Origin of the sequence: Kaustia mangrovi (genome assembly GCF_015482775.1) — a bacterium.
In the GTDB taxonomy this organism is placed as follows: domain Bacteria; phylum Pseudomonadota; class Alphaproteobacteria; order Rhizobiales; family Im1; genus Kaustia; species Kaustia mangrovi.
Map to the genome: position 1 here is coordinate 1,338,144 of NZ_CP058214.1, position 21,674 is coordinate 1,359,817.

The window sequence follows — 21,674 nt, forward strand, 5'->3', positions numbered from 1 at the left end:
CGCTTCATGACCGCCGCCAGCCTGCACGACGACGCCATCGTCATAGACGGCCTGATCATCTCCAACTGGAGCCGCGACGTCTTCGAGGACATGCGCCGCGGCGGGCTGACCGCCGCCAATTGCACCTGCTCGGTCTGGGAGGGCTTCACCGACACCATGCGCAATATCGCGCGCTGGAAGGAATGGTTCCGCGCCCATGGCGACCTGATCTGCCAGGTCCGCACGACAGACGATATCCGCCGCGCCAAAGAGGACGGCCGGACCGGCATCATACTGGGTTTCCAGAACGTCTCCGCCTTCGAGGACGATCTCGGCTATATCGAGCTGTTCAAGGATGTCGGCGTCGGCATCGTGCAGATGGCCTACAACACGCAGAACTTCGTCGGATCGGGCTGCTACGAGACGCGCGACAGCGGGCTGTCCGATTTCGGCCGCGAGGTGGTCGCGGAGATGAACCGCGTCGGCATTCTCTGCGATCTCTCCCATGTCGGCAGCCGCACCTCGCGCGAGGTGATCGAGGCGTCGGAGAAACCCGTCGCCTATTCCCACTGCCTGCCGGCGGGGCTGAAGGCGCATCCGCGCAACAAGACGGACGAGGAGCTGCGCTTCATCGCCGAGCGCGGCGGCTTCGTGGGCGTGACCATGTTCCCGCCCTTCCTGCCCAAGGGTCCGGACTCCACCGTCGACGACTATGTCGCCGCGATCGACTATGTGACGAACATCGTCGGCGAGGACGCCGTCGGCGTCGGCACGGACTTCACGCAAGGCCAGCCGCCCGAATTCTACGACTGGCTCGTCCACGACAAGGGCCGCGCCCGCAAGCTCACCGATTTCGGCACGATCAGGAATCCGGACGGCATCGCCACCATCGGCGACTTCCCGAACCTCACCGCCGCCATGGAGCGCGCCGGCTGGCCGGAGCGCCGCATCCGCGGCGTCATGGGCGAGAACTGGCTGAGACTCCTGGGCGACGTCTGGGGCTGACCCCCCCCGTTCGCTCGGGCGGAAGGCGCCCCCGGAGGGCCTCAGTAGTCCCATTCCACGCCGATGCCGACCTTGCTCGAGCCGTCCGAGCCGACCTCGCCGCGGGCCTTGATGGTCCGGGTGAGGTTCAGGTCGATGACGGCGCGGCTGGAGCCGGCGGTCGTGCCCTGCTGCACGCCGACATAGAGATTGTCGTCGATATAGCGGCCCGCGGAGACGGCGGCTCCGCCCTCTTCCGTCGAGGTCACGTCGAGCACGTCGACGCCGAGCTCCTTGCGCACATTGTCGAGCACGCCCGGCCCGGAGCCGCCGACACCGCCGAGACGGGCCGCCTCCGCGCCGAGCTGGGCGATCTGGAAGGCGGAGAGCTGGTCGACCGGCCTGTCGAAGAGCAGGCGCGCCAGCACCTCGTCCTGCGGCAGGCTGGGCGAGGATTCGAAGCGGAACCGCGGGTTGGCGGCACCGCCCGTGACGAAGACGGTGATCGTCGCGCTGGAGGTCGTCGTCTGCGCCTCGAAATCGAGGATCGGATCGAACGACCCATCGAAGTCGACCAGCCCGCGCGAGAAGGTCAGGCGCCGCCCGAGCAGCGCCAGCGTACCGTCGCGCATCCGGAACCCGCCATCGACGACCGGGTCCGATGCCGGTCCCTTCATGGTCAGCGCGCCGCCCATGACCACGTCGAGCCCGCGCCCGCGGATGAAGACCCGGTTGCCGGCATCGACGGTGAGATCGAGCATCACCTGGAGCGGCTCGCCGCCCTCCTCGTCGTCGCCCCTGAGCTCCTTGTCCTGCGCGCGCACGGCCTCTGGCGCGTTGCGATGCTTCACGTCGAGCGTCGCTATGCTGGCGGGCAACCCGTCGGGAATGCTGATGAGCGTGCGCCCGAGCGTGATGCGCCCGGCGATCTCGGGCCGCGAGGCGAGCGGCCCCGTTACCGTCAGATCCGTGTCGAACGAGCCGTCGACGAGATTGTTGTTGGTCTTCAGGCGCACGTCGCGGCCGGTGATCTTGAGGTCGGCGGGAATGCCGTCTGCGGGGTCGAGCCCGACGGTGCCGGACACGGTGAGCTGGCCGTTGCCCTCCGTCTCCGCGGTAATGTGGTCGATGGCCAGCGCCCTCCTGGTGACGTTGGCGCTCATCCTGAGATTCTGCAGATCCGTCCCGGACTGGGGATCGCGGATCCGGCCGCCGCCGGACGACAACTGCCCGGAGATATCGGGATCGGCCATGGCGCCCGCGACCTTGAGATCGATATCGAGCCCGCCCTCGAAGGTCGAACCGCGCGCGGCCATGACGCCATTGGCGAGCGAGAGCGGCAGCGTTCCGCGCACCGCGATATCGAGCGCGCCGTCCGGGTCCATGGGCACCGAGCCGGTGACGTTGAGCGACATGTCCGGAATGCCGGTGACGCCCACATCGACACCCACGCGGTCCTTCTGCGTCTCGCCCTTCGCGGAGATCGCCATGGCCGGAACGCCGGCATCGCGCATGGCCGCCACCGACGCGCCCGTCCAGTCGAGCGCATAGGCGATCTGCGGCGCGGACGCCGCGCCCTTGACACTCACCGTGCCGGACATGGTGCCGGCGGGGTCGAGCCCTTCGGCGAAAGCGCCGGCCAGTGCCATGGGCAGCCGGTCGATCCGCGCGGAAAGGTCGAGCGACTCGCCGGCCGAGCCCTCCACCGCGATCCGCCCGTCGCCCGCCGCCACCACCGTGCGCGACAGCCGGACCGTGCCGCCATCGACGACGATGCGGGACGGCTCGGCGAGCGTCGCCACAATCCCGCGCGTCGCGGCCCGCATGCGCTCCAGATCGACGGTCACGACGGACTGCGCCACGCCGATCCGCCCGGCGGCGGAAATATCGGCGTCGGAGACCGTGCCGTCGACGCCAACGCGCGTCGCCCCGCTGTCGGCCTCCGCCGTCACGGCGAGCTTCGGAATGACGAGGCCACCCGCATCGATATCCGCGAGATCGACCCGACCGTTCGCCACGGGTGCCGCGAGCGCATTGTCGACCCGCGCGTCGATGACCGCCTCGCCGACCGTCGTCGTGCCGGCCCGCACGGCATTCGCCTTGCCGGAGACGACGAGGCGCTGGCTGCCGTCGGCGACCTTGCTGAGGGTCGCCTCCAGATCGAGCGCGCCGGCGAGATCCTGCCCGGCAATAGCCTCGAAGGTGGACAGATCGGGCACGGCGAGCACGAGATTTCCGCCCATCTCTCCGTCGCTCGCCCGCGATGCCGCGCCGGAGACATGGGCCGCCGCATAGGTGAGGTCGAGCCCGCGCACGCCGAATGAGCCGTCCTTGGCGAAACTGATATGCCCCTTGCCGTCCAGCGCCTCGCCGGCGAAGCGCGCGGCAATGCTGAGCGGGCCCTCCATGGCCGACAGCGACCCCTCGCCGGTGAAGCGGACGGCCGGTTCCTCCACGCTCTGCCCGTTGATCTCCACGCGCTCGCCCGTCACCGACAGGGTCAGGCCGGCCTCGTCGCTCGTCCCCTCGATCCCGACCTCGAGATCGACCGCGCCGGCCAGCGACGGGCTCACCTTGGACAGGTCGCTCAGCGTGCCCGTCGCGGCGAGGTCCGCCGTCGCATCGTCGATCGCGCCGTTGATCCGGACGGTCATGGATGGCGCGGTGAGATCGAAATCGTCGAAACTGATATCGGTGTCGGCCGTGCGGGCGACGCCGCCGGTGAGCGTCACCTCCCCGGCCAGCAGGCCGTCCACGGCCTCGGTGCCGGTGGCGACATTGTCCGCGCGCCCGTCGAGATTAAGGGAGAAGGCCGATCCGTCGAGCGCGGCGCGCCCGGTCCCGCTCAGGGTCACCGCTCCGGACAGGGGCTGGCCGGCAAGGCCGGAAAACGCCTTCAGATCCTTGCTCTCCAGCGCCACCGTGCCGTCGACACCATCCGGTGTCACGGTGCCGGTGAAGCTCGCCGTCGCCGTGCCGGCATCGAGCTGCAGGTCCTCAAGCTCCGCACCGCCGTCGACCGTGCGCACCATGCCGGACAGGAAGATGTCCGAGCCCACCGCCTGCGCGAAGGCCGGGTCGCTCGCCGCAATACCGTTCACACGGACCGCGAGCGAGAGGTCCGAGGCGAGCTGGGCGGGAAAACCCGCACCGGTCTCGCGCTCGCCCGTCGCCCGGACCTCGATGCTCTCCACCTCCCCCTGCGCTGCGGCGACATCGGACAGCGTCACGCGGTAGTCGACGCGGTCCGGCGCATCGCCCTGCCCGATCATCGCCGTGATCTGGCCCGCGCCGACGCGAATCGGCTCGCCGCCCGGAACGGGAAGCTCCACCGGCGCATCCGTTCCGCCGATCAGGAACAGGTTGGCATTGAGCGTCCGGATCTCGCCGGACAGGGTCGCAACGCCGGAGAACAGTCCGGCCACCGTCTCGCCGGTAAAGCTCGTGTCGCGAAGCGTCACCGTGTCGTCGTCGCCGATCAGCGCTTCGGCCTCGATCACGCTGTTGCCGCCGAACAGCGGTGCGGCGTCTTCCGGCATGAGCACATCGAGGCGCGACTCCAGATGCGCGGTCAGCCGGCGCCCCCCTTCTGCGCGGGCAATCCGCGCATTGCCGCTGGCGAGCGACACGTCCCCCGCCTCCACGGCGAGCGTGGCGTTCCAGTCATCGAGCGTGCCGTCGCCATCCACCCGGGCACGCATTTCCGGAGATCCGGCAAGGCCGAGCGCGCCCGCGATCAGCCCGCCCTGCGGCTCGCTCGCATCGAGCTTCACGGTCAGGTCGCCACCCTCCGGGCGATAGGCGAAACGGCCCGCGACCTTGCCGCCCGCGCCGTCGAGGCGGTTGATGTCCACCTCGCCGCTGAGCCCGTCGGCGGGGCTTGCCAGCGTCGCGCTCGCGGTCAGGTCGAGCCTCGCCGCCGTGCCGACGACGGGCTCGCCGAGATCGAGCTCGGCGATATGGGCCCTGCCGAGCACGACCTTGACCGGCAGGCCGGTACCGCCGCCGGAGCTGTCCGCCGGAGCCTCCCCGCCGCTCGCGGGCGTGCGCGCCACCGCGACGCGCTCGACATCCACGAGGTCGACGGCGAGCGTGCCGCCGAGAAGCGCGCTCGGCCGCCAGTCCACGGTCGTCCGGCCGACCGTCAGCCATTCGCCCTCGCCATCGCCGACGGCGACGCCGGCGACCTCGAAGCGCGACAGGAGATTGCCGCTGACCCTGCCGACCTTGAGGGAAAGGTCCGGCCCCGACGCCGCACCCTCGATCACGCGCACGAGCATGTCGCGGCCCGGCTGGGTCGCGACAAGGCCGGCGACGGCCCCGGTGAACAGCACGAGAAGCACGCCGAGCGCGATCAGGATCTTCGCGAGGAGTCTCATCTAGAAAGCCTGGCCCAGTCCGACATAGAGAGCGAAATCCGGATCGTCCTTGTCCGGCGAGAGCGGAACCGCAAAATCGAGGCGGATCGGCCCGAAGGACGTATGGTAACGCAATCCGAGCCCGACGCCGATCTTGAATACCATGTCTGAGCCCGGATAGGGGCTTTCCGACACCGCGCCGAGATCGACGAAGGGCACCAGCCCGATCGACTCCGTGATGCGCGCCCTGAACTCCGCGGAGGCCTCCAGCAGGCTGCGCCCGCCGACGACGTCGCCATCGAGCCGCGGGCCGACATTGCGATAGGCATAGCCGCGAATCGACCCGCCGCCGCCGGCGAAGAACCGCCGGTCGGGCGGCACGTTCTCGATGCTCGTTCCCGCGATGAAGCCCGCCGCCACACGCCCGGCGAGGATATAGCGCTTCTTCTCGTCGAGGGCGAGGTAGGTCGAGGCATCGGCACGGCCGAGCACGAAGGTGTGGATGTCCTTCACGTCGAGGAACGGCACGAGCTGGAAGACCGCGCGCATGCCCTTCGTCGCGTTGAGCGGGTTGTCCCGCGTGTCGTAGGCCACGTTGGCGGGCACGCCGACGAGATTGTACCGGTGCGTGCCGAAGGCGTCCTCGGCCTTGGAGACCTGCCCCTCCACGCCGAGGCTGGCGGTGAGGTACTTGTCGAAGCGATGCGTGAGGCCGACGGCTGTGAAGATGCCGGTGCTCTTGTAGGCTTCCGGATGCTCGCGGACCGCCTTCACGCTGGCGGTGAGATCGGTGTCGGGGTCGAAAATGCCCGGCTTGGTGAACTGTGCGCCGACCTCGTATTCGAGATTCGACATCCCGCCATTGCCGAGCTGGGACACGGCCGCGTTCAGCCGCAGTTTCTCCGCCTCGCCGAACAGGTTGCGGTGGCCCCAGTAGACTTCCGCGCCGCCGCCGTCGATGCTCGACCAGTTCGCCGACGCGCCGACGAAGCGCCGCTTCTTCTCCTCCACCGACACCGTGACCGGCAGGCCGCCGGTGGCGTCGAGATGATCGCCCTCGCGGATGCGGATGGTCTCGAACACGTCGAGCTGGCTGATCCGCTCGCGGGCGCGCTTGAGCACGGCTGGCGAATAGCGCGCCCCGGGCACGATGCCCGTCTGGCGCCTCACGAAATCCGGGTCCATACGCTCGGTGCCGCGGACATCCACCCTGCCGAACACCGCCAGCGGGCCGGGATCCACCACGAGCGTCACGTCGAGCCGCTTGTTGGGGTGGTCGGCGACAACCTCCTCCTGCGCGAGCTTGGCAAAGGGATGCCCCGCATCGCGCCAGGCATCGACGAGGCGCTGCCCGGCGGCGATCACGGAGGTCGACCTGGCCTCGCCGCCGCGCTTGAGACCATAGTCGGCGGGCTTGTTGCCGGGCCCTTCGGGATAGGACCGCGTCGTGCGGATATCGATCCGGCCGAAGCGGAACACAGGGCCGGCATCGATCTTCACCGCGACCCGGGCGGTCTTGCGCCCGCCACCATTGGGAATCGCCCGGATATCCTGGAGGCGCTGACCATTGATCGAGATCGCGACGGTGCCCCCGTAGCGGGCATTCTCGTAGAGCGCCGCGACGAGGCGGGCGCGGTCGGACATGGCGCGCGAGACGAGCGCCGCCATGTCGGGCGGCACCTCATCCTTCATCGTGTGGAGAATGGAGGCCGCCTGCAGCGTGTCCTTGAGGTCGGAGTCGAGCGGCGTCACGTCGAAGCGCAGCGTATAGGAAACCGCATCCGGCGGCAGCTCCTTGGGCTCCTCCTCCCCGAACAGCCGGATGCCGAAGATCTCCAGCGCCGCAGCCTGCGGAGCGAAGGTCGCGACAAGCAGGACGACGGCCAGAGCCCGGACGCATATGGTTGCCGTCTCTCTCAGTGTCTGCCCCTTCTTCCCCGACGCCGCACAACCTGCGAACCGAACCATACAACTCCGCTCGCGTCAGCCAACCCTTAGCCGACACGGCGGAAACCTCGCAAGATACCCGAAATGCCCTGTACGGACAGCGGAAAACCGGTCCGGAACGGACGGCGTCCCCCTGCAACCCGGGCGCGCGCCCCCCCAACCGGTCGCTTCCTATCATGCACCAACGTTCAGCATACGTCATCTTAGCAGTTCAAATTCCAGGCAATCGTGGTTTACACTCCGTTCTATCTGGGCCCCGTATGGCGCGCGATTCCAAATGGCCGCCGCCAGCCTTTCGGCAGACACGCCGAGCCGGGGGAAATTTAAGGGGCTTGTCTTCGGCAACTGGCGCAGGGCATGTTGGCCGCCCAACGCTATCCTGCACATATTTGCCGAAACCGTATCCATGGAGGGGGGGACTTGACGGGACCTTCAGCATTCTGCCGCAGCGTGGCCGGCTTTGCCATTGCAGCGAGCCTGTCCATCGGGCTGGCGCCAATGGCTGCCGCACAAGGCTCGGGCGACAAGTCCGCATCCGCGCCCGCCGTCGTCGTCGCGCCGGTAACCACGCAGGACGTGACCCGGTCCGCCGAATTCGTCGGTCGTATCGAGGCCATACAACAGGTCGACATCCGCGCCCGGGTCGAAGGCTTCCTCGACAAGGTCGAGTTCGTCGAGGGTTCCACGGTCAAGCAGGACACTCCGCTCTATCTCATCGAGCAGGACACCTACCAGGCCCAGGTGGACACCGCCAAGGCGACCATCGCATCGGCCAAGGCCCAGCTCGCCAGCGCCGAGGCCGCGCGCAAGAACGCGTCGCTGGAGCTCGAGCGGCGCAAGGAGCTGCTCCAGTCCGGCACCGTCTCCCAGGCCACCGTCGACGATTTCCAGGCCAAGTACGACGAGGCCCAGGCGAGCGTGGAGCAGGCCCAGGCGGCCATCGAGCAGGGCCAGGCCCAGCTCAAGACCGCCAATATCAACCTGTCCTACACCAAGATCGCCTCGCCCATCACCGGCCGCATCGGCAAGACCAACCTCACGGTCGGCAATCTCGTCGGTCCCTCGACCGGGGCGCTCGCCACGGTCGTGCAGATGAACCCGATCCGCGTGGTCTTCTCCATCGCGGAGACGGACTACCTGAAGGTTCTGGACGCCAACAAGAAGGCCTCCGCGGACGAGATCAAGAAGGCGCTGACCGTCAAGCTGAAGCTCGCCGACGGCTCCACCTACGAACACGACGGCAAGATCAGCTTCATCAACAATACGGTCGACCAGCAGACCGGCACGGTCGCCGTGAGGGCCAATTTCGCAAATCCCAGGCAACTCCTCGTGCCGGGCCAGTTCGTGAATGTCGACATCCAGGTCGGCGAGCCGCAGAAGCTGCCGGTCGTGCCCGCCTCCGCGGTCCAGCAGGACCGTCAGGGCGCCTATGTCTTCGTCCTCGACAAGGACGACAAGGTGCAGGAGCGGCGTATCGAGACGGCCAAGAAGATGGCCAGCGGCTGGGCCGTGTCGAAGGGCGTCGAGAATGGCGAGCTGATCGTGGTGAGCGGCATCCAGAAGATCAAGCCCGGCATCAAGGTCGCCCCGACGAAGCAGAGCTCGGGAGGCTGAGCCCATGATTTCCGGCGTCTTCATCGACCGCCCGCGCCTTGCGCTCGTCATCGCCATCATCACCGCGCTCGCCGGCTCCCTGGCGATGCTCAACATTCCCGTCGCGCAATATCCCGACATCACGCCGCCCGTGGTGCAGATCCAGGCCGCCTATCCGGGCGCGGATGCGGAGACCGTGGCCGAAACCGTCGCAGCCCCCATCGAGGAGCAGGTCAACGGCGTCGACGACATGATCTACATGGCATCGACCTCGGCCTCCGACGGCAGCTACACGCTGAGCGTGAGCTTCGAGATCGGCACCGACGCCGACATCGCCCAGGTCAATGTGCAGAACCGCCTGGCCCTGGCGACCCCGCTCCTGCCGGAGACCGTCACGCGGCTCGGCGTGTCGGTCAGCAAACAGTCCCCGGGCTTCCTGCAGATCGTCACCATCTTCTCGCCGTCGAAATCCTATGACGAGCTGTTCCTGTCGAACTTCACCTCGATCAATGTGCGCGATGCCATCGCCCGCGTGAACGGCGTCGGCAGCGCGACGATTCTCGGCGAGCGCGACTATTCCATGCGGGTCTGGCTCAACCCCAACCGCATGGCATCGCTCGGCATCTCGCCGCAGGACATCAACAAGGCCATCCAGTCGCAGAACGTCCAGGCCGCCGTCGGCCAGATCGGCGCGCCGCCGATCTCCGACCAGCAGGCGCTGCAATACAACATCACCGCACTCGGGCTCCTGAAGACGCCGAAGGAGTTCGGCAACATCATCGTGCGCACGAACGAGGAAGGCGGGATCGTGCGCGTCCGCGACGTCGCACGGGTGGAGCTCGGCTCGAAGTCCTACAACGCGGTCAGCAAGCTCAACCGCAATCCGGCCACGACGCTCGCGATCTACCAGGCGCCGGGCGCCAACGCCCTGGCCGTGGCGGAGAACGTGCGCGCGGAGATGGAACGCCTCAAGTCGCGGTTTCCCGGCGACGTCACCTACGAGGTCGTCTACGATTCCACCGCCTTCGTGACCGCCACCATCGACGAGATCATGTACACGCTGGCGCTGACCGGCGTGATCGTGCTGCTGGTGGTCTACATCTTCCTGCAGGACTGGCGCGCCACGCTCATCCCGGCGCTCACCATCCCGGTCTCGCTGATCGGCACCTTCGCCGTCCTGCTGGCTCTGGGCTATTCGGCGAACACCGTCACGCTGTTCGCGCTCATCCTGGCGATCGGCCTCGTCGTGGACGACGCCATCGTGGTGACCGAGAACGTCCAGCGCATCATGGAGGAGAATCCGGGCACCACGCCGAAGGAGGCCTCGCGGCAGGCCATGATGCAGGTGACCGGCCCGATCGTCGCCACGACCTTGGTGCTGATCGCCGTCTTCGCGCCGGTCGCGTTCCTGCCCGGCATCACCGGTCAGCTCTACCGCCAGTTCGCGGTGACGATCACGGCGGCGGTGGTGCTGTCCTCCATCAACGCGCTGACCCTGAGCCCGGCCCTGTGCGGAACGCTGCTGCGGCCGCCCTCGGGCGAGCGGCGCGGACCGTTCCACTGGTTCAATCTGGGGCTCGACAAGACGCGCAACGGCTATGTCCGCATCGTGGGGGTCATCGCACGGCGTGCCATCGTCGCCGGCCTCATCGCGCTCGCTGCCGGCGGGGCCGCGGGCTGGCTGTTCCAGAACACGCCGACCGGCTTCCTCCCGACGGAGGATCAGGGCGCGCTGTTCGTCAATGTCCAGCTTCCCGACGCCGCCTCCCTGCCGCGCACGGAGACGGTCATGGAGCAGGTCTCCAAGATCGCCTCGGAGACGCCGGGCGTGGCCAATGTCGTCACGGTTGCCGGCTACAGCCTGCTGTCGGGGCGATGAACACCAATAGCGGGCTTGCCATCGTGGTGTTCAAGCCGTGGAGCGAGCGCACCACGCCACAGACGAGCCTCAAGGGCATCTACAGCCATCTGTCGGAGATCTACAAGGGCATCGCGGAGGCGGATATCGTCTCCTTCCCGCCGCCGGCCATCTCCGGCATCGGCGCCACGGGCGGCTTCGACCTTCGTCTCCAGGCGCTGTCCGGCCAGTCGCCGGAGGAGCTTGCCGCCACCATGCGCTCCTTCGTGGTCGCGGCCAACGAGGACCCCAGGATCGGATCGGCCTATTCGACCTATTCCGCCTCCGTGCCGCGGCTCTATCTCGATGTGAACCGGGTGAAGGCGGAAAGCCTGAATGTGCCGATCTCCGACCTGTTCACCACGCTCCAGGCCCAGCTCGGCTCGCTCTTCGTCAACAATTTCAATATCTACGGACGCACCTATCAGGTGAACCTCGAGGCCGACGAGCAGTTTCGCGGCGGGACGCAGGACATCCTGAACCTCCATGTCCGCAACACACAGGGCAACATGGTTCCGGTGCGCACGCTTGCCACGGTCAACACGACCTTCGGGCCGAGCCAGCTCAACCGCTACAACCAGTTCACGGCAGCCACGATCAACGGCAGCCCGGCGGCGGGCCACTCCTCCGGCGAGGCCATGGCCGCGCTGGCCGAGGCAGCCGCGAAGGACCTGCCGGACGGCTACAGCTACGCATGGTCGGGGCTCTCCTATCAGGAGGCCACCGCGTCGGGGCAGGTCGTGGTCATCTTCGCGCTGGCGCTCATTTTCGGCTACCTGTTCCTTGTCGGCCAGTATGAGAGCTGGGCGGCGCCGCTCGCCGTGATCTCCTCGGTCACCATCGCGATCCTCGGCGCCATTTCCGCCATCGCGGCGGTCGGGCTCGCCAACAATGTCTATTGCCAGATCGGCCTCGTGCTGCTGATCGGACTGGCGGCGAAGAACGCCATCCTGATCGTGGAGTTCGCCAAGGAGCAGCGGGAGGCCGGCAAGGGCATCGTCGAGGCCGCGATGGAGGGCGCGCATATGCGCTTCCGCGCCGTTCTGATGACGGCCATCGCCTTCATTCTCGGCGTCGTGCCGCTGGTGACGGCGACGGGCGCGGGCGCGGCGAGCCGGGTCTCCATCGGCGTCACCGTGCTGAGCGGCATGACGGCGGCCACCCTGTTCGGCATCCTCGTCATTCCGGGCCTCTACGTGCTGTTCCAGTGGCTCGGCGAGAAGATCGGCGGCGCCGGCGGCCCCGCAAAGCCGGCAGGCGAGGAGGCCACGGCCTCCGCCGGGGAATAGCGCAAGCAAGACACAAATCCTGCAGCCGCCGCATCCGGTTCCCTTCCCGGGGACCGGGTGCGCGCGTGCGCTCCCATGATGGGCCGCACACAAGTGCGCGTGGCCGGAGAGACCAGTTCTGTCTTGACTGTTACCACGGTACACTGATAACAAATGGGAATGATCGAGAGAACCCAGACCGGCGTGCGAATCGCGTCTCCCCTTCTGAAGGTCCTGAAGGGGCTTGCGGAATACAAGGACGTGAGCCTGGGCGACCTTCTGGAAGGGATCGTCCTGCATGCCTTCGAGAACAAGCCTCCCTTCTCGCCGGAAACGCTCGCCGTCATCGAGAAGCTGCGGGATGTCTATGGCTGCCCCCTGACGAGCGCGGACAGCCATCTCCATCCAGACCGCGAGGAATGACCCCGATGCGGACCGAATTCAGCCACGAGATCCGGATCGACGTGCCGGTCGACGAGGCCCTGCCCCTGTTCACGCCGAAGGGCGAGGAGCAATGGGTGCCGGGATGGCGGCCCGACTATCTCGCCCCGCCCTCGGGAGAGACCTGCGAGGAGATGGTCTTCCGCACCGGACATGGCGACGGGGTCACGCTGTGGACCTGCCTCAAATGGCGGCCGGACGAGCGGCACGCCCGCTATCTCCGCGTCACGCCGGGCGCGCATGTCGGCTTCGTCGATGTGACATGCCGGCCCGACGGGCGGTCGGCGACCGCCGTTCGCGTCTCCTATTCCTATGTCGCGCTTTCCCCGGCCGGCCAGGCCCATATCGACGCCATGTCGCCGGCCTCCTTCGCCGCGACGATCGGCGAGTGGGCGGAGCTCATCGACGGTGCGCGCAAACGGCCGGACCGCTGAGGGCGGACGCCGGAACGGCTCCCCGAAATCGCATCAACATACTGTAACGGCTTTATTTTCCCCTTGTTTACCCAGAATGGACGGAGGCTGCGCATCTCTGGATAACGCGCAAATCCCCTTTTCAATGTTCTCTTTTTGTTCTAGTCTCGGGACCATGCAATACGCCCTCTTGCCAGACCCGAGCAGAACCCTCCAGGCGGTCCATGAGCGCCTGGTGATCGCCTATGGCACGCCGGCGCCGGGCTGGCAGCCCGATCCGGTGAGCCAGCTCGTGCTCGCCATCCTCGCCATCCGGACCCATGACACGGTCTCACTGCGCGCCTTCGCCGCGCTTGCCCGCCATGTCAGGGGCGACTGGTCGGTGCTCGAGGAGGCCGATCCCGACACGCTGGAAGGCCTCATCGCGCCGGTGACCCATGCGGAGAAGAAGGCGCGCTGGCTGCCCCGCACCGTGGAGACCATCGTCCGCAAGCGCGGCGCCCTCTCGCTCGCCTTCCTGCGCGACTGGCCGGTCGACGCGGCGCGCGCCTGGCTCGAAGCCCTGCCCGGCGTCGGGCCGAAGATCGCCAATTCCGTGCTCGGCCTCAGCACGCTCAAGCGTCCGGTCCTGGTCGTCGACACCCATCATCACAGGATCGCGCGGCGCCTGCGCCTCGTCCCCGAAACCGCCGATCTCGGCAAGGCCACGGACCTGCTCGGCCACCAGATTCCCCATGACTGGTCGGCCCGGACCATGGTCGACCATCACGTGCTGATGAAGCGGCATGGCCAGTGGTTCTGCCACGAGGCCGCGCCCGACTGCGCCTCCTGCTGCCTGCGCTCGCTCTGTCCCCATGCGGGTCCGGCAGCAGGGGCGCAGTCGGCAGCGCTCGCCGCGACCGGCCCCGCCATGGTGCCGCGCATTCTAGGGCCCACACACTGAGAACAAAACAGGAATATCGGTATACGTCCCATGTCCTCCCCCCGTCCAGCCCATCGGCAGCCGGTGCCGGATCCCTGCCCTGCGCAGCCGGCGGGCCGCCCCCCGCACGACCGCGCCGTCATAGAGACGCTGCGCCGGCGGATCGCGGCGATCGAGCGCCGCGACGCCCGCTTCGGGACAGGCGGCGGGGAAGGCCCGCCCCGCTCCCGACCGGACACCATGCCGGAGATCCGGGCCCTGCCGCGCGCGCTCACCGGCATCACTGTGGACGGACCCGCGAGCTGGCCGGCGGGCATCGGCTTCGGCCTTGCGCTCGCCAGCCAGTGTCCCGGCGCCGTCCTGTGGTGCCAGTCCGGCCATATGGCGCGCGAATATGGCCGGCTCTACGGCCCGGGGCTCGCCGCTCTCGGGCTCGATCCGGGCCGGCTGATCCTCGCCCGCGCGCGCAAGGACACCGACGCCCTGTGGGCCATGGAGGAGGGCCTGCGTTCCGCCGGGGTCTCCGCGGTCGTGGGCGAGGTCGCCGGAGCGGGCTTCACTGCCAGCCGGCGCCTTGCGCTCGCCTGCGCGGAAGGCGGAACGGCGGGGCTCCTCCTGCATCTGCCGGACGGTGCGGCAACGGCCGCGCGCGCCCGCTGGCGCGTCGCCCCCGCCCCCGCCGCGCCGGATCCCTGGGACGGGCGGGCGCCGGGCCGGCCGCGCTGGCATGTCGAACTCATGCGCGGGGACGACGCCCGCACCGGACAATGGACGATGGAGTGGGACGGTGAGACGCATCGTTTCCATCTGGCTGCCGCACTGGCCGATCGAACGGCTGAGGCGCGCGCAGGCCGGACGGAGCCGGAAGTCCTCGACCTCCGCGGCCTCCGCTCCGGCTGACGCGGAGCCCTTCGCCCTCGTCGCGGCGGAGGGTCAGGCCCTGCGCCTTCATGCGGTCAATGCCGCGGCGGCGCGCGCCGGGCTCGGCGCGGGGCTGGCGCTTGCCGATGCGCGCGCCCTCTGTCCCGGCCTTGCGACCCGCCCGGCGGACGGGCCGGCCGATGCGCGCGCCCTGACAGCGCTCGCCGCCTGGTGCGGCCGCTACACGCCCTGGACCAATAGCGACGGCGCGGACGGGCTCTGGCTCGACATTTCCGGCTGCGCCCATCTGTTCGGCGGGGAGGCCGCCCTTCTCGACGATCTCGTCGGCCGGCTCGCCCGCCTCGGCATCACGGCGCGCGCCGGGCTCGCCGGGACGCCCGGCGCGGCCTGGGCGCTCGCCCGCTTCGCCCCGCCGTCCGGCCGCATCGCACGGCCGGGCCAGCACGACGAGGCGCTCGCCGGCCTGCCGGTGGAGGCCCTGCGCCTCGGCGCCGACAGCGCCGTCCTGCTCAGGCGCCTGGGGCTCAAGACCGTCGGCCAGCTCTACGCCCTGCCGCGCGCCTCGCTCGCCCGCCGCTTCCGCTCCCCGGAGCTCGGCGACCGGGTGCTCGCCCGCCTCGACCAGGCGCTCGGGCTCGCCGAGGAGCCGCTGACGCCGCTGCGCCCGCCGCCCCGCCACCGCGCGCGCGAAACCGTCATGGAGCCGATCCTCACCCTGGAGGTTCTGGACCCTGCGCTCGACCGGCTGCTCGCCGCGCTATGCGACACGCTCGACCGGCATGGCGAAGGCGTGCGCGCGCTCGCCCTCACCGTCTGCCGCGTCGATGGCGGCACGGCGCGCATCGCTGTCGAAACCGCTCGCGCGACCCGCACGGCAAGCCATCTCAAGCGCCTGTTCCGCGACCGTCTCGAGCGCATCGATGCGGGCTTCGGCATCGAGACCGCCCTCCTCGACGCCATCCGCACCGAACCGCTCGCCGACAGCCAGATCGACCTCGACCCCCGCTCCGACGAGGCCGCCGGCGACGCGCTCGCCCGGCTCGTCGACCGGCTGGCGAACCGGCTGGGCGCGGACAGTGTCGCCCGCCTTGCCCCGCGCGAGAGCCATATCCCCGAACGCGCCGAGCGCCTGGCGCCGGTCGGGCCGGAAAAGCCCCCCTCGTGTCCCCGCCCGACCACCCCACCGCGCCCCTGCCGGCTTCTGGACCCGCCGGAGCCGGTCCGCGTCATGGCGGAAGTGCCGGAAGGCCCGCCCATGCGCTTCGTCTGGCGGCGTGCGCGCCACCGCGTCGTGCGCGCCGAGGGGCCGGAACGCATCGCGCCGGAATGGTGGCTGGAGAGCGGCTCCGACTACCGCACCGTGCGCGACTATTACCGCGTGGAGGACGAGGCGGGCCGCCGCTTCTGGCTCTATCGCGAGGGTCTCTACCAGCTCATGGAGACCGGCACGGGCGGCCCGCGCTGGTTCCTCCACGGCCTGTTCGCGTGAGGAGACCGGTCCCATGTCCGCCCCCGCCTATGCCGAGCTCCAGGCGACCAGCAACTTCTCCTTCCTGCGCGGCGCGGCGCACCCGAAGGAGCTCGTGCACACCGCCCACGCGCTCGGCCTCTCGGCCATCGCGATTGCCGACCGCAACACGCTCGCCGGCGTGGTGCGCGCCCATATGGCGGCAAAGCAGTGCGGCATGCGCCTCCTCATCGGCTGCCGGCTCGACCTGCAGGACGGCCCGAGCCTCATCGCGCTGCCCACCGACCGCGCCGCCTATGGCCGGCTCACGCGGCTCATCACCCGCGGCAAGATGCGCGCACCGAAGGGCGAATGCCATCTGTGGCTCGACGATGTCTCGGCCCATGGCGCGGGCCAGACCTTCATCCTCCTGCCGCCGGAGACCGTCGAGCCCATAGCCTTCGAGCGCCATGTCCGCACCGTGGCGGAGGCCCTCCCCGCCCGCCTCTTCCTCGCCACGCATCACCTCTATCGCGGCGACGACCGGCGCCGGATCGCCATGCTCGACGCGGTGGCCACGGCCTGCGGCACGCCGCTCGTGGCGACCGGCGACGTGCACTACCATGTGCGCGAGCGCCGCCCGCTCCAGGACGTTCTCACCTGCATCCGCGAGCACTGCACCGTCGCGGATGCCGGCTTCCGCCTCCATGCCAATGCCGAGCGCCACCTGAAGGGCCCGGAGGAGATGGCGCGGCTCTTCGCGGGCTTCGAACATGCGCTCGCCCGCACCGTGGAGATCGCTCAAGGCTGCCGCTTCAGCCTCGACGCGTTCGAGCACAACTACCCGGAAGAGGCCGTGCCGGAAGGCCGCACGCCGCAGGGCCATCTGGAGACGCTCGCCTGGGCGGGCGCGGCGCGGTTCTATCCCGGCGGCCTTCCGGAGAAGGTCCGCGACGCCATCGCGAAGGAACTCGGGCTCATCGCGGAGCTCGGCTACGCCTCCTACTTCCTCACCGTCCACGACATCGTGCAATGGGCGCGCGCCCAGGAGCCGCCCATCCTCTGCCAGGGGCGCGGCTCGGCGGCCAACTCCGCCGTCTGCTTCGCGCTCGGCATCACCGCCGTCGATCCCATGGTCATCGACCTCCTGTTCGAGCGCTTCGTCTCGAAGGACCGCGGCGAGCCGCCCGATATCGACGTCGATTTCGAGCACGAGCGGCGCGAGGAGGTGATGCAGTACATCTACGACCGCTATGGCCGCACCAATACGGGGATCGCCGCGACCGTCATCTCCTACCGCGCGCGCAGCGCCGTGCGCGAGGTCGGCAAGGCGATGGGGCTGACGGAGGATGTGACCTCCGCGCTCGCCGGCACGGTCTGGGGCTGGTCGGACAAGGGCCTCCCCGACGATCAGGTGCGCGAGGCGGGGCTCGACCCAGACGACCCCAACTTGCGGCGCACGCTGGCGCTTTCCGCCGAGCTCATCGGCTTTCCGCGCCATCTCTCCCAGCATGTCGGCGGCTTCGTGCTCTCCCGCGATCCGCTTGACGAAATCGTGCCCATCGGCAATGCCGCCATGGAGGACCGCACCTTCGTGGAATGGGACAAGGACGACCTCGACGCGGTCGGCCTCCTGAAGGTCGACGTGCTCTCGCTCGGCATGCTCACCTGCATCCGCAAGTGCTTCGACCTGATCCGCGATCACTGGGGGCGCGACCACGTCCTCTCAGACTTCTCCAGGGCGGAGGACGAGGCGACCTACGACATGCTGTGCAAGGCCGATTCCCTGGGCGTCTTCCAGGTGGAAAGCCGCGCGCAGATGAACATGCTGCCGCGCCTGAAGCCGCGCGATTTCTACGATCTCGTCATCGAGGTCGCCATCGTCCGCCCCGCCCCATCCAGGGCGACATGGTCCACCCGTATTTGCGCCGCCGAAACGGCGAGGAGGACGTCGCATATCCCCCGCCCGCGAAGGAGCATGGCCCGCCGGACGAACTGGAACACATCCTCAAAAAGACCCTCGGCGTGCCGATCTTCCAGGAGCAGGCCATGCGCATCGCGGCCGAGGCGGCGAGGTTCACCACCGCGGAGGTGAACGAGCTGCGCTACGCCATGGCGACCTTCCGCCGGCGCGGCACCATCGAGCTTCTGGAGGAGAAGATGGTCGGCCGGATGATCGCGCGCGGCTACGATCCGGACTTCGCCCAGAGCTGCTTCAACCAGATCAAGGGCTTCGGCGAGTACGGCTTCCCGGAATCCCATGCGGCGAGCTTCGCGCTTCTCGTCTTCGTCTCCGCCTGGCTCAAATGCCACTATCCGGCGGCCTTCGCCTGCGGGCTCCTCAATTCGCAGCCCATGGGCTTCTACGCCCCGGCCCAGATCGTGCGCGACGCGCGCGAGCACGGGGTGGAGGTGCGCCCCGTCGATGTGAATTTCAGCGAACTCGACAACACGCTGGAGCCCGCCGCCGGCGATCCGCACGCCCGCGCGCTGCGCCTCGGCCTGCGCCAGGTCGACGGTCTCGGCGAGGAGGCCGGCGGCCGCCTCGTCGCCGCGCGCGACGCGCCGTTCGAGACCGTCCACGACCTCTGGCACCGCGCGGGCATTCCCGTCGCCGCGCTGGAGAAGCTCGCCGCGGCGGACGCGTTGCGCTCGCTCGGCCTCGACCGGCGCGGAGCCTTATGGGAGGCGCGCGCGCTCAAAGCGCAAAAGCCCCTGCCGCTCTTCGCCCATGCGCAGGCGCGCGAGGAGGCCCGGGAGCCGCCCGTCGCGCTGCCGCCCATGCCCGAGCCCGAGCATGTCATCGTCGACTACCAGACGCTGCGCCTGTCCCTGAAGGCGCATCCCCTCTCCTTCCTGAGGGAGGAATTCGCCCGCCGCGGCCTCGCCTCGACCCGCGATCTGCGGGAGACGAGGGATGGCCGGCGTCTCGCGCTCGCCGGCGTCGTGCTCGTGCGCCAGCGCCCGGGCAGCGCCAAGGGCGTGGTGTTCATGACGCTGGAGGACGAGTTCGGCATCGCCAATACCGTTGTCTGGCCCAGGGCCTTCGAGGCCTATCGCCGGACCGTGATGGGCGCGCGCCTCGTCTTCATCCGCGGACGCATCCAGCGCCAGGACGACATCGTCCATCTGGTGGCCGACCATCTGGAGGACTGGACGCCCCTCCTCCTGTCGCTCGCCGGCGACGAGCCGGCCTTCACGCCGCCCTACGCCCATGGCGACGAGGTCGCCCACGCCGCCAATCCCTCACGCGAGGTCTCCCCGCGCCGGCATCCGCGCAATGTCCGCATCATCCCGAAATCGCGCGATTTCCATTGAGGCGGCATCCCTTCAGCACGCAACCCTCTCCCACCCTCTCGACGGAAGGGCCATCGCCTATGACTGGCTCACACCCCCTCACCCGGCGCCTTGCGGCGCCACCCTCTCCCGCGAGGGGAGAGGGTTCGCTTGGGCGAGTGCGTGGCGTTTCCCCTCTCCCCTCGCGGGAGAGGGAGGGGCCCATCGCAAAAGCGATGGGAGGGTGAGGGGGCTGAAATAGCCGTATGCGATAACCTGTCCTCGACGGGGAGGGGTGGAGCCGCATATTCCGAGACCGCAGCTCGGCACGGGATCTCACACCGGCCCGAAACGCGCGATGAGGGCGGCCGGGATCGTCACGCCCTCGCGCTCGGCGCGGGCGCGGTTCTCGTAGCGGCGCAGCCCCGGAAGGCGCGCACCGTCCTGCGCCTCGATGGCGCCCGCAAGGGCGGCCATACGCTCCGCAAAGGCCGGGCCGGCGAAGGCCGCCGGGGCGAAGGCGAGGATGAGCTGGCCCGTATCGGGCGGCGGACCGTCGCCGGAGAAGAAGTTCGAGGCCTCATAGGCGAAGCTCGCCCCGACGAGGCCGGCGGCAAGCACCTCCACCATGAGCGCGAGCGCCGCGCCCTTGGCGTCGCCCATGGCGGCCATGGTGCCCTCCAGCGCGCTTTCAGGATCGGTCGTCGGCTCGCCGTCCGGCCCGAAGGCCCATCCCTCCGGGATCGGCGTGCCTTCCTGACGGGCCTTCAGAATGTTGCCGCGCGCGACCTTGGAGACCGACATGTCGACGACGACCGGATCGCGGCCCTCGAGCGGCGCGGCAAAGGCGATCGGATTGGTGCCGAACACGCCCGCCTTGCCGCCCCAGGGGGCGATGGCCTGTGGCGTGTTGGCGAACATCAGCGCAACGAGCCCGCCGCGCGCCAGCCGCTCCACATGGTGGCCCGCCGCGCCGCAATGATGCGACCGCCTGATGCCGGCCGCCGCAATGCCCGTCTCGCCCGACAGCGCCTTGAGCGCCTCGATGGCAAGCCCGATCGCGGGGTAGGCGAAGCCATGGGCGGCATCGACCATGAGCGAGGCGGCGGCCGTCTTCGTCACGGAGGGCTCGGCATGGCCGTCCACCTTGCCGCTCAGGGCCTGCGCGGCATAGCTCTCCAGCCGCGACAGGCCGTGCCCCTTCAGCCCGTCGGCCTCCGCCAGAACGAGCGCATCGGCGACGAGGCGCGCGGTCTCAGGCGCCGTGCGGTTGGCCTCCAGCGCACGGGCCACGAAGCCGCGCGCCACATCCAGGCTGACTGTCTCATCCGCCATTCGTCCGGCCCTCCAGCGCCGTCAGGATCGTCTCCGCCGTCATCCGGCTCACACGCACATTCGCCTCCTCCGTCACCCCGGCGACATGCGGTGTGAGGACGATATTGCCGAGGCCGGAGAACAGCGCGCCGCGCGCTGCGTCGAGCGGTTCGTCGGCGAAGACGTCGAGGGCGGCCCCGCCGATCCGGCCATCCCTCAGCGCTTCGGCCAGGGCGGCCTCGTCGACGATCCCGCCGCGCGCGCTGTTGACGAGCACCGCGCCGGGCCTCATCGCGGCGATCCGCTCCGGCCCGAAGAGATCGCGCGTCTCCGCGTTGAGCGGCACATGGAGGCTCACCACATCGGCGCGCGCCACGAGCGCGTCGAGATCGAGCCGTTCGGTGCCGGTCCAGGCCGGATCGTCTGCCGGCACGAAGGGATCGAAGGCCACGACCGCCATGCCGAGCGCCCGCGCCCGCGACGCGACCTCGCGCGCGATGCCGCCAAAGCCGACGAGCCCCATGGTCTTGCCGGAGATCTCGCGCCCGATCAGCGCCTCGCGCGGCCAGTCCCCGGCGATGACCCGCTCGTTCGCCATATAGGCGCCGCGCACGAGCATGAGCGCCATCGCGATCACATATTCGGCGACCGCGATGCTGTTCGCCCCGGTCGCCGGATAGACCGCGACCCCGCGCGCCTTGCAGGCGGCAAGGTCGATATTGTCGAGCCCGACGCCCAGCCGCCCCACCGCCTCCAGCGACGGCGCGGCGTCCAAGAGCTCCACGGTCACCCCGGTGCGGTTGCGCACGATGAGCGCCCGCGCGCCCTCAAGCGCGGCCGGGATCCTCTCCTGCGCGTCGGCGAGCGCCGGGTCGTGATGGACCGAATGGCGCTCCCTCAGCAGGGCGACCGCCGCCTCGTCCATGAACTCCGTAATCACAATGTCGGCCATG

The 21,674-nt window shown here is 69.4% G+C and carries 13 protein-coding genes and 1 pseudogene; 10 read left to right on the top strand and 4 right to left on the bottom strand.

From position 1 onward, the window contains the following. Window positions 1-6 precede the first annotated feature (6 nt). The gene (locus HW532_RS06390; RefSeq protein WP_213163594.1) at window positions 7-984 is read left to right on the top strand and encodes a dipeptidase; all 978 of its coding nucleotides are present in this window, start codon (window positions 7-9) and stop codon (window positions 982-984) included. 41 nt (window positions 985-1,025) lie between these two features. Here HW532_RS06390 and HW532_RS06395 read toward each other — a convergent pair whose 3' ends face one another. Further along, window positions 1,026-5,342 (bottom strand): translocation/assembly module TamB domain-containing protein, encoded by a 4,317-nt coding sequence (locus HW532_RS06395; protein ID WP_213163595.1) that lies wholly within the window; start codon window positions 5,340-5,342, stop codon window positions 1,026-1,028. Beyond that, complete coding sequence (locus HW532_RS06400) at window positions 5,343-7,289, bottom strand: autotransporter assembly complex protein TamA (RefSeq protein WP_213163596.1); 1,947 nt, start codon at window positions 7,287-7,289, stop codon at window positions 5,343-5,345. A 399-nt stretch (window positions 7,290-7,688) separates the two neighbouring features. Between HW532_RS06400 and HW532_RS06405 the strand changes: the two genes are divergently transcribed. The 9 genes and pseudogenes from HW532_RS06405 to HW532_RS06440 all read left to right on the top strand — a co-directional run bounded on the left by HW532_RS06405 (window position 7,689) and on the right by HW532_RS06440 (window position 19,449). Continuing rightward, window positions 7,689-8,882, top strand: coding sequence for an efflux RND transporter periplasmic adaptor subunit (locus tag HW532_RS06405; RefSeq protein ID WP_213163597.1), 1,194 nt, complete (start codon window positions 7,689-7,691; stop codon window positions 8,880-8,882). 4 nt (window positions 8,883-8,886) lie between these two features. Further along, on the top strand, window positions 8,887-10,740 hold the full coding sequence (locus HW532_RS22355) for an efflux RND transporter permease subunit (RefSeq protein WP_281397168.1): 1,854 nt from the start codon (window positions 8,887-8,889) through the stop codon (window positions 10,738-10,740). Continuing rightward, on the top strand, window positions 10,737-12,047 hold the full coding sequence (locus HW532_RS22360) for an efflux RND transporter permease subunit (protein ID WP_281397169.1): 1,311 nt from the start codon (window positions 10,737-10,739) through the stop codon (window positions 12,045-12,047). The genes HW532_RS22355 and HW532_RS22360 overlap by 4 nt, the downstream gene beginning before the upstream one ends. Before the next feature lie 159 nt (window positions 12,048-12,206). Next, window positions 12,207-12,449, top strand: a complete 243-nt coding sequence (locus tag HW532_RS06415) for a hypothetical protein (protein WP_213163598.1) — start codon at window positions 12,207-12,209, stop codon at window positions 12,447-12,449. Window positions 12,450-12,454: 5 nt separating this feature from the next. Then, window positions 12,455-12,901, top strand: a complete 447-nt coding sequence (locus tag HW532_RS06420) for a hypothetical protein (protein WP_213163599.1) — start codon at window positions 12,455-12,457, stop codon at window positions 12,899-12,901. A gap of 169 nt (window positions 12,902-13,070) precedes the next feature. Continuing rightward, window positions 13,071-13,823, top strand: a complete 753-nt coding sequence (locus tag HW532_RS06425; protein WP_213163600.1) for an endonuclease III domain-containing protein — start codon at window positions 13,071-13,073, stop codon at window positions 13,821-13,823. A 219-nt stretch (window positions 13,824-14,042) separates the two neighbouring features. Further along, window positions 14,043-14,702, top strand: coding sequence for an ImuA family protein (locus HW532_RS06430; RefSeq protein ID WP_213163601.1), 660 nt, complete (start codon window positions 14,043-14,045; stop codon window positions 14,700-14,702). Continuing rightward, window positions 14,590-16,173, top strand: coding sequence for a Y-family DNA polymerase (locus HW532_RS06435; RefSeq protein ID WP_213163602.1), 1,584 nt, complete (start codon window positions 14,590-14,592; stop codon window positions 16,171-16,173). The genes HW532_RS06430 and HW532_RS06435 overlap by 113 nt, the downstream gene beginning before the upstream one ends. Window positions 16,174-16,186: 13 nt before the next feature. After that, a pseudogene (locus HW532_RS06440) lies at window positions 16,187-19,449 on the top strand (error-prone DNA polymerase). Between the two features lie 294 nt (window positions 19,450-19,743). Here the strand turns inward: HW532_RS06440 and HW532_RS06445 are convergent. Next, complete coding sequence (locus tag HW532_RS06445) at window positions 19,744-20,742, bottom strand: Ldh family oxidoreductase (protein ID WP_213163603.1); 999 nt, start codon at window positions 20,740-20,742, stop codon at window positions 19,744-19,746. Continuing rightward, complete coding sequence (locus HW532_RS06450) at window positions 20,732-21,673, bottom strand: hydroxyacid dehydrogenase (protein WP_213163604.1); 942 nt, start codon at window positions 21,671-21,673, stop codon at window positions 20,732-20,734. The genes HW532_RS06445 and HW532_RS06450 overlap by 11 nt, the downstream gene beginning before the upstream one ends. Window position 21,674 lies beyond the last annotated feature (1 nt).

Bases quoted from the DNA above. Each gene is read 5' to 3' on its own strand.
- HW532_RS06430 (WP_213163601.1), top strand. From the start codon at position 14,043: ATGCCGGAGATCCGGGCCCTGCCGCGCGCGCTCACCGGCATCACTGTG.
- HW532_RS06445 (WP_213163603.1), bottom strand. From the start codon at position 20,742: ATGGCGGATGAGACAGTCAGCCTGGATGTGGCGCGCGGCTTCGTGGCC.
- HW532_RS06450 (WP_213163604.1), bottom strand. From the start codon at position 21,673: ATGGCCGACATTGTGATTACGGAGTTCATGGACGAGGCGGCGGTCGCC.
- HW532_RS06390 (WP_213163594.1), top strand. From the start codon at position 7: ATGACCGCCGCCAGCCTGCACGACGACGCCATCGTCATAGACGGCCTG.
- HW532_RS06420 (WP_213163599.1), top strand. From the start codon at position 12,455: ATGCGGACCGAATTCAGCCACGAGATCCGGATCGACGTGCCGGTCGAC.
- HW532_RS22360 (WP_281397169.1), top strand. From the start codon at position 10,737: ATGAACACCAATAGCGGGCTTGCCATCGTGGTGTTCAAGCCGTGGAGC.
- HW532_RS22355 (WP_281397168.1), top strand. From the start codon at position 8,887: ATGATTTCCGGCGTCTTCATCGACCGCCCGCGCCTTGCGCTCGTCATC.
- HW532_RS06415 (WP_213163598.1), top strand. From the start codon at position 12,207: ATGATCGAGAGAACCCAGACCGGCGTGCGAATCGCGTCTCCCCTTCTG.
- HW532_RS06400 (WP_213163596.1), bottom strand. From the start codon at position 7,289: ATGGTTCGGTTCGCAGGTTGTGCGGCGTCGGGGAAGAAGGGGCAGACA.
- HW532_RS06395 (WP_213163595.1), bottom strand. From the start codon at position 5,342: ATGAGACTCCTCGCGAAGATCCTGATCGCGCTCGGCGTGCTTCTCGTG.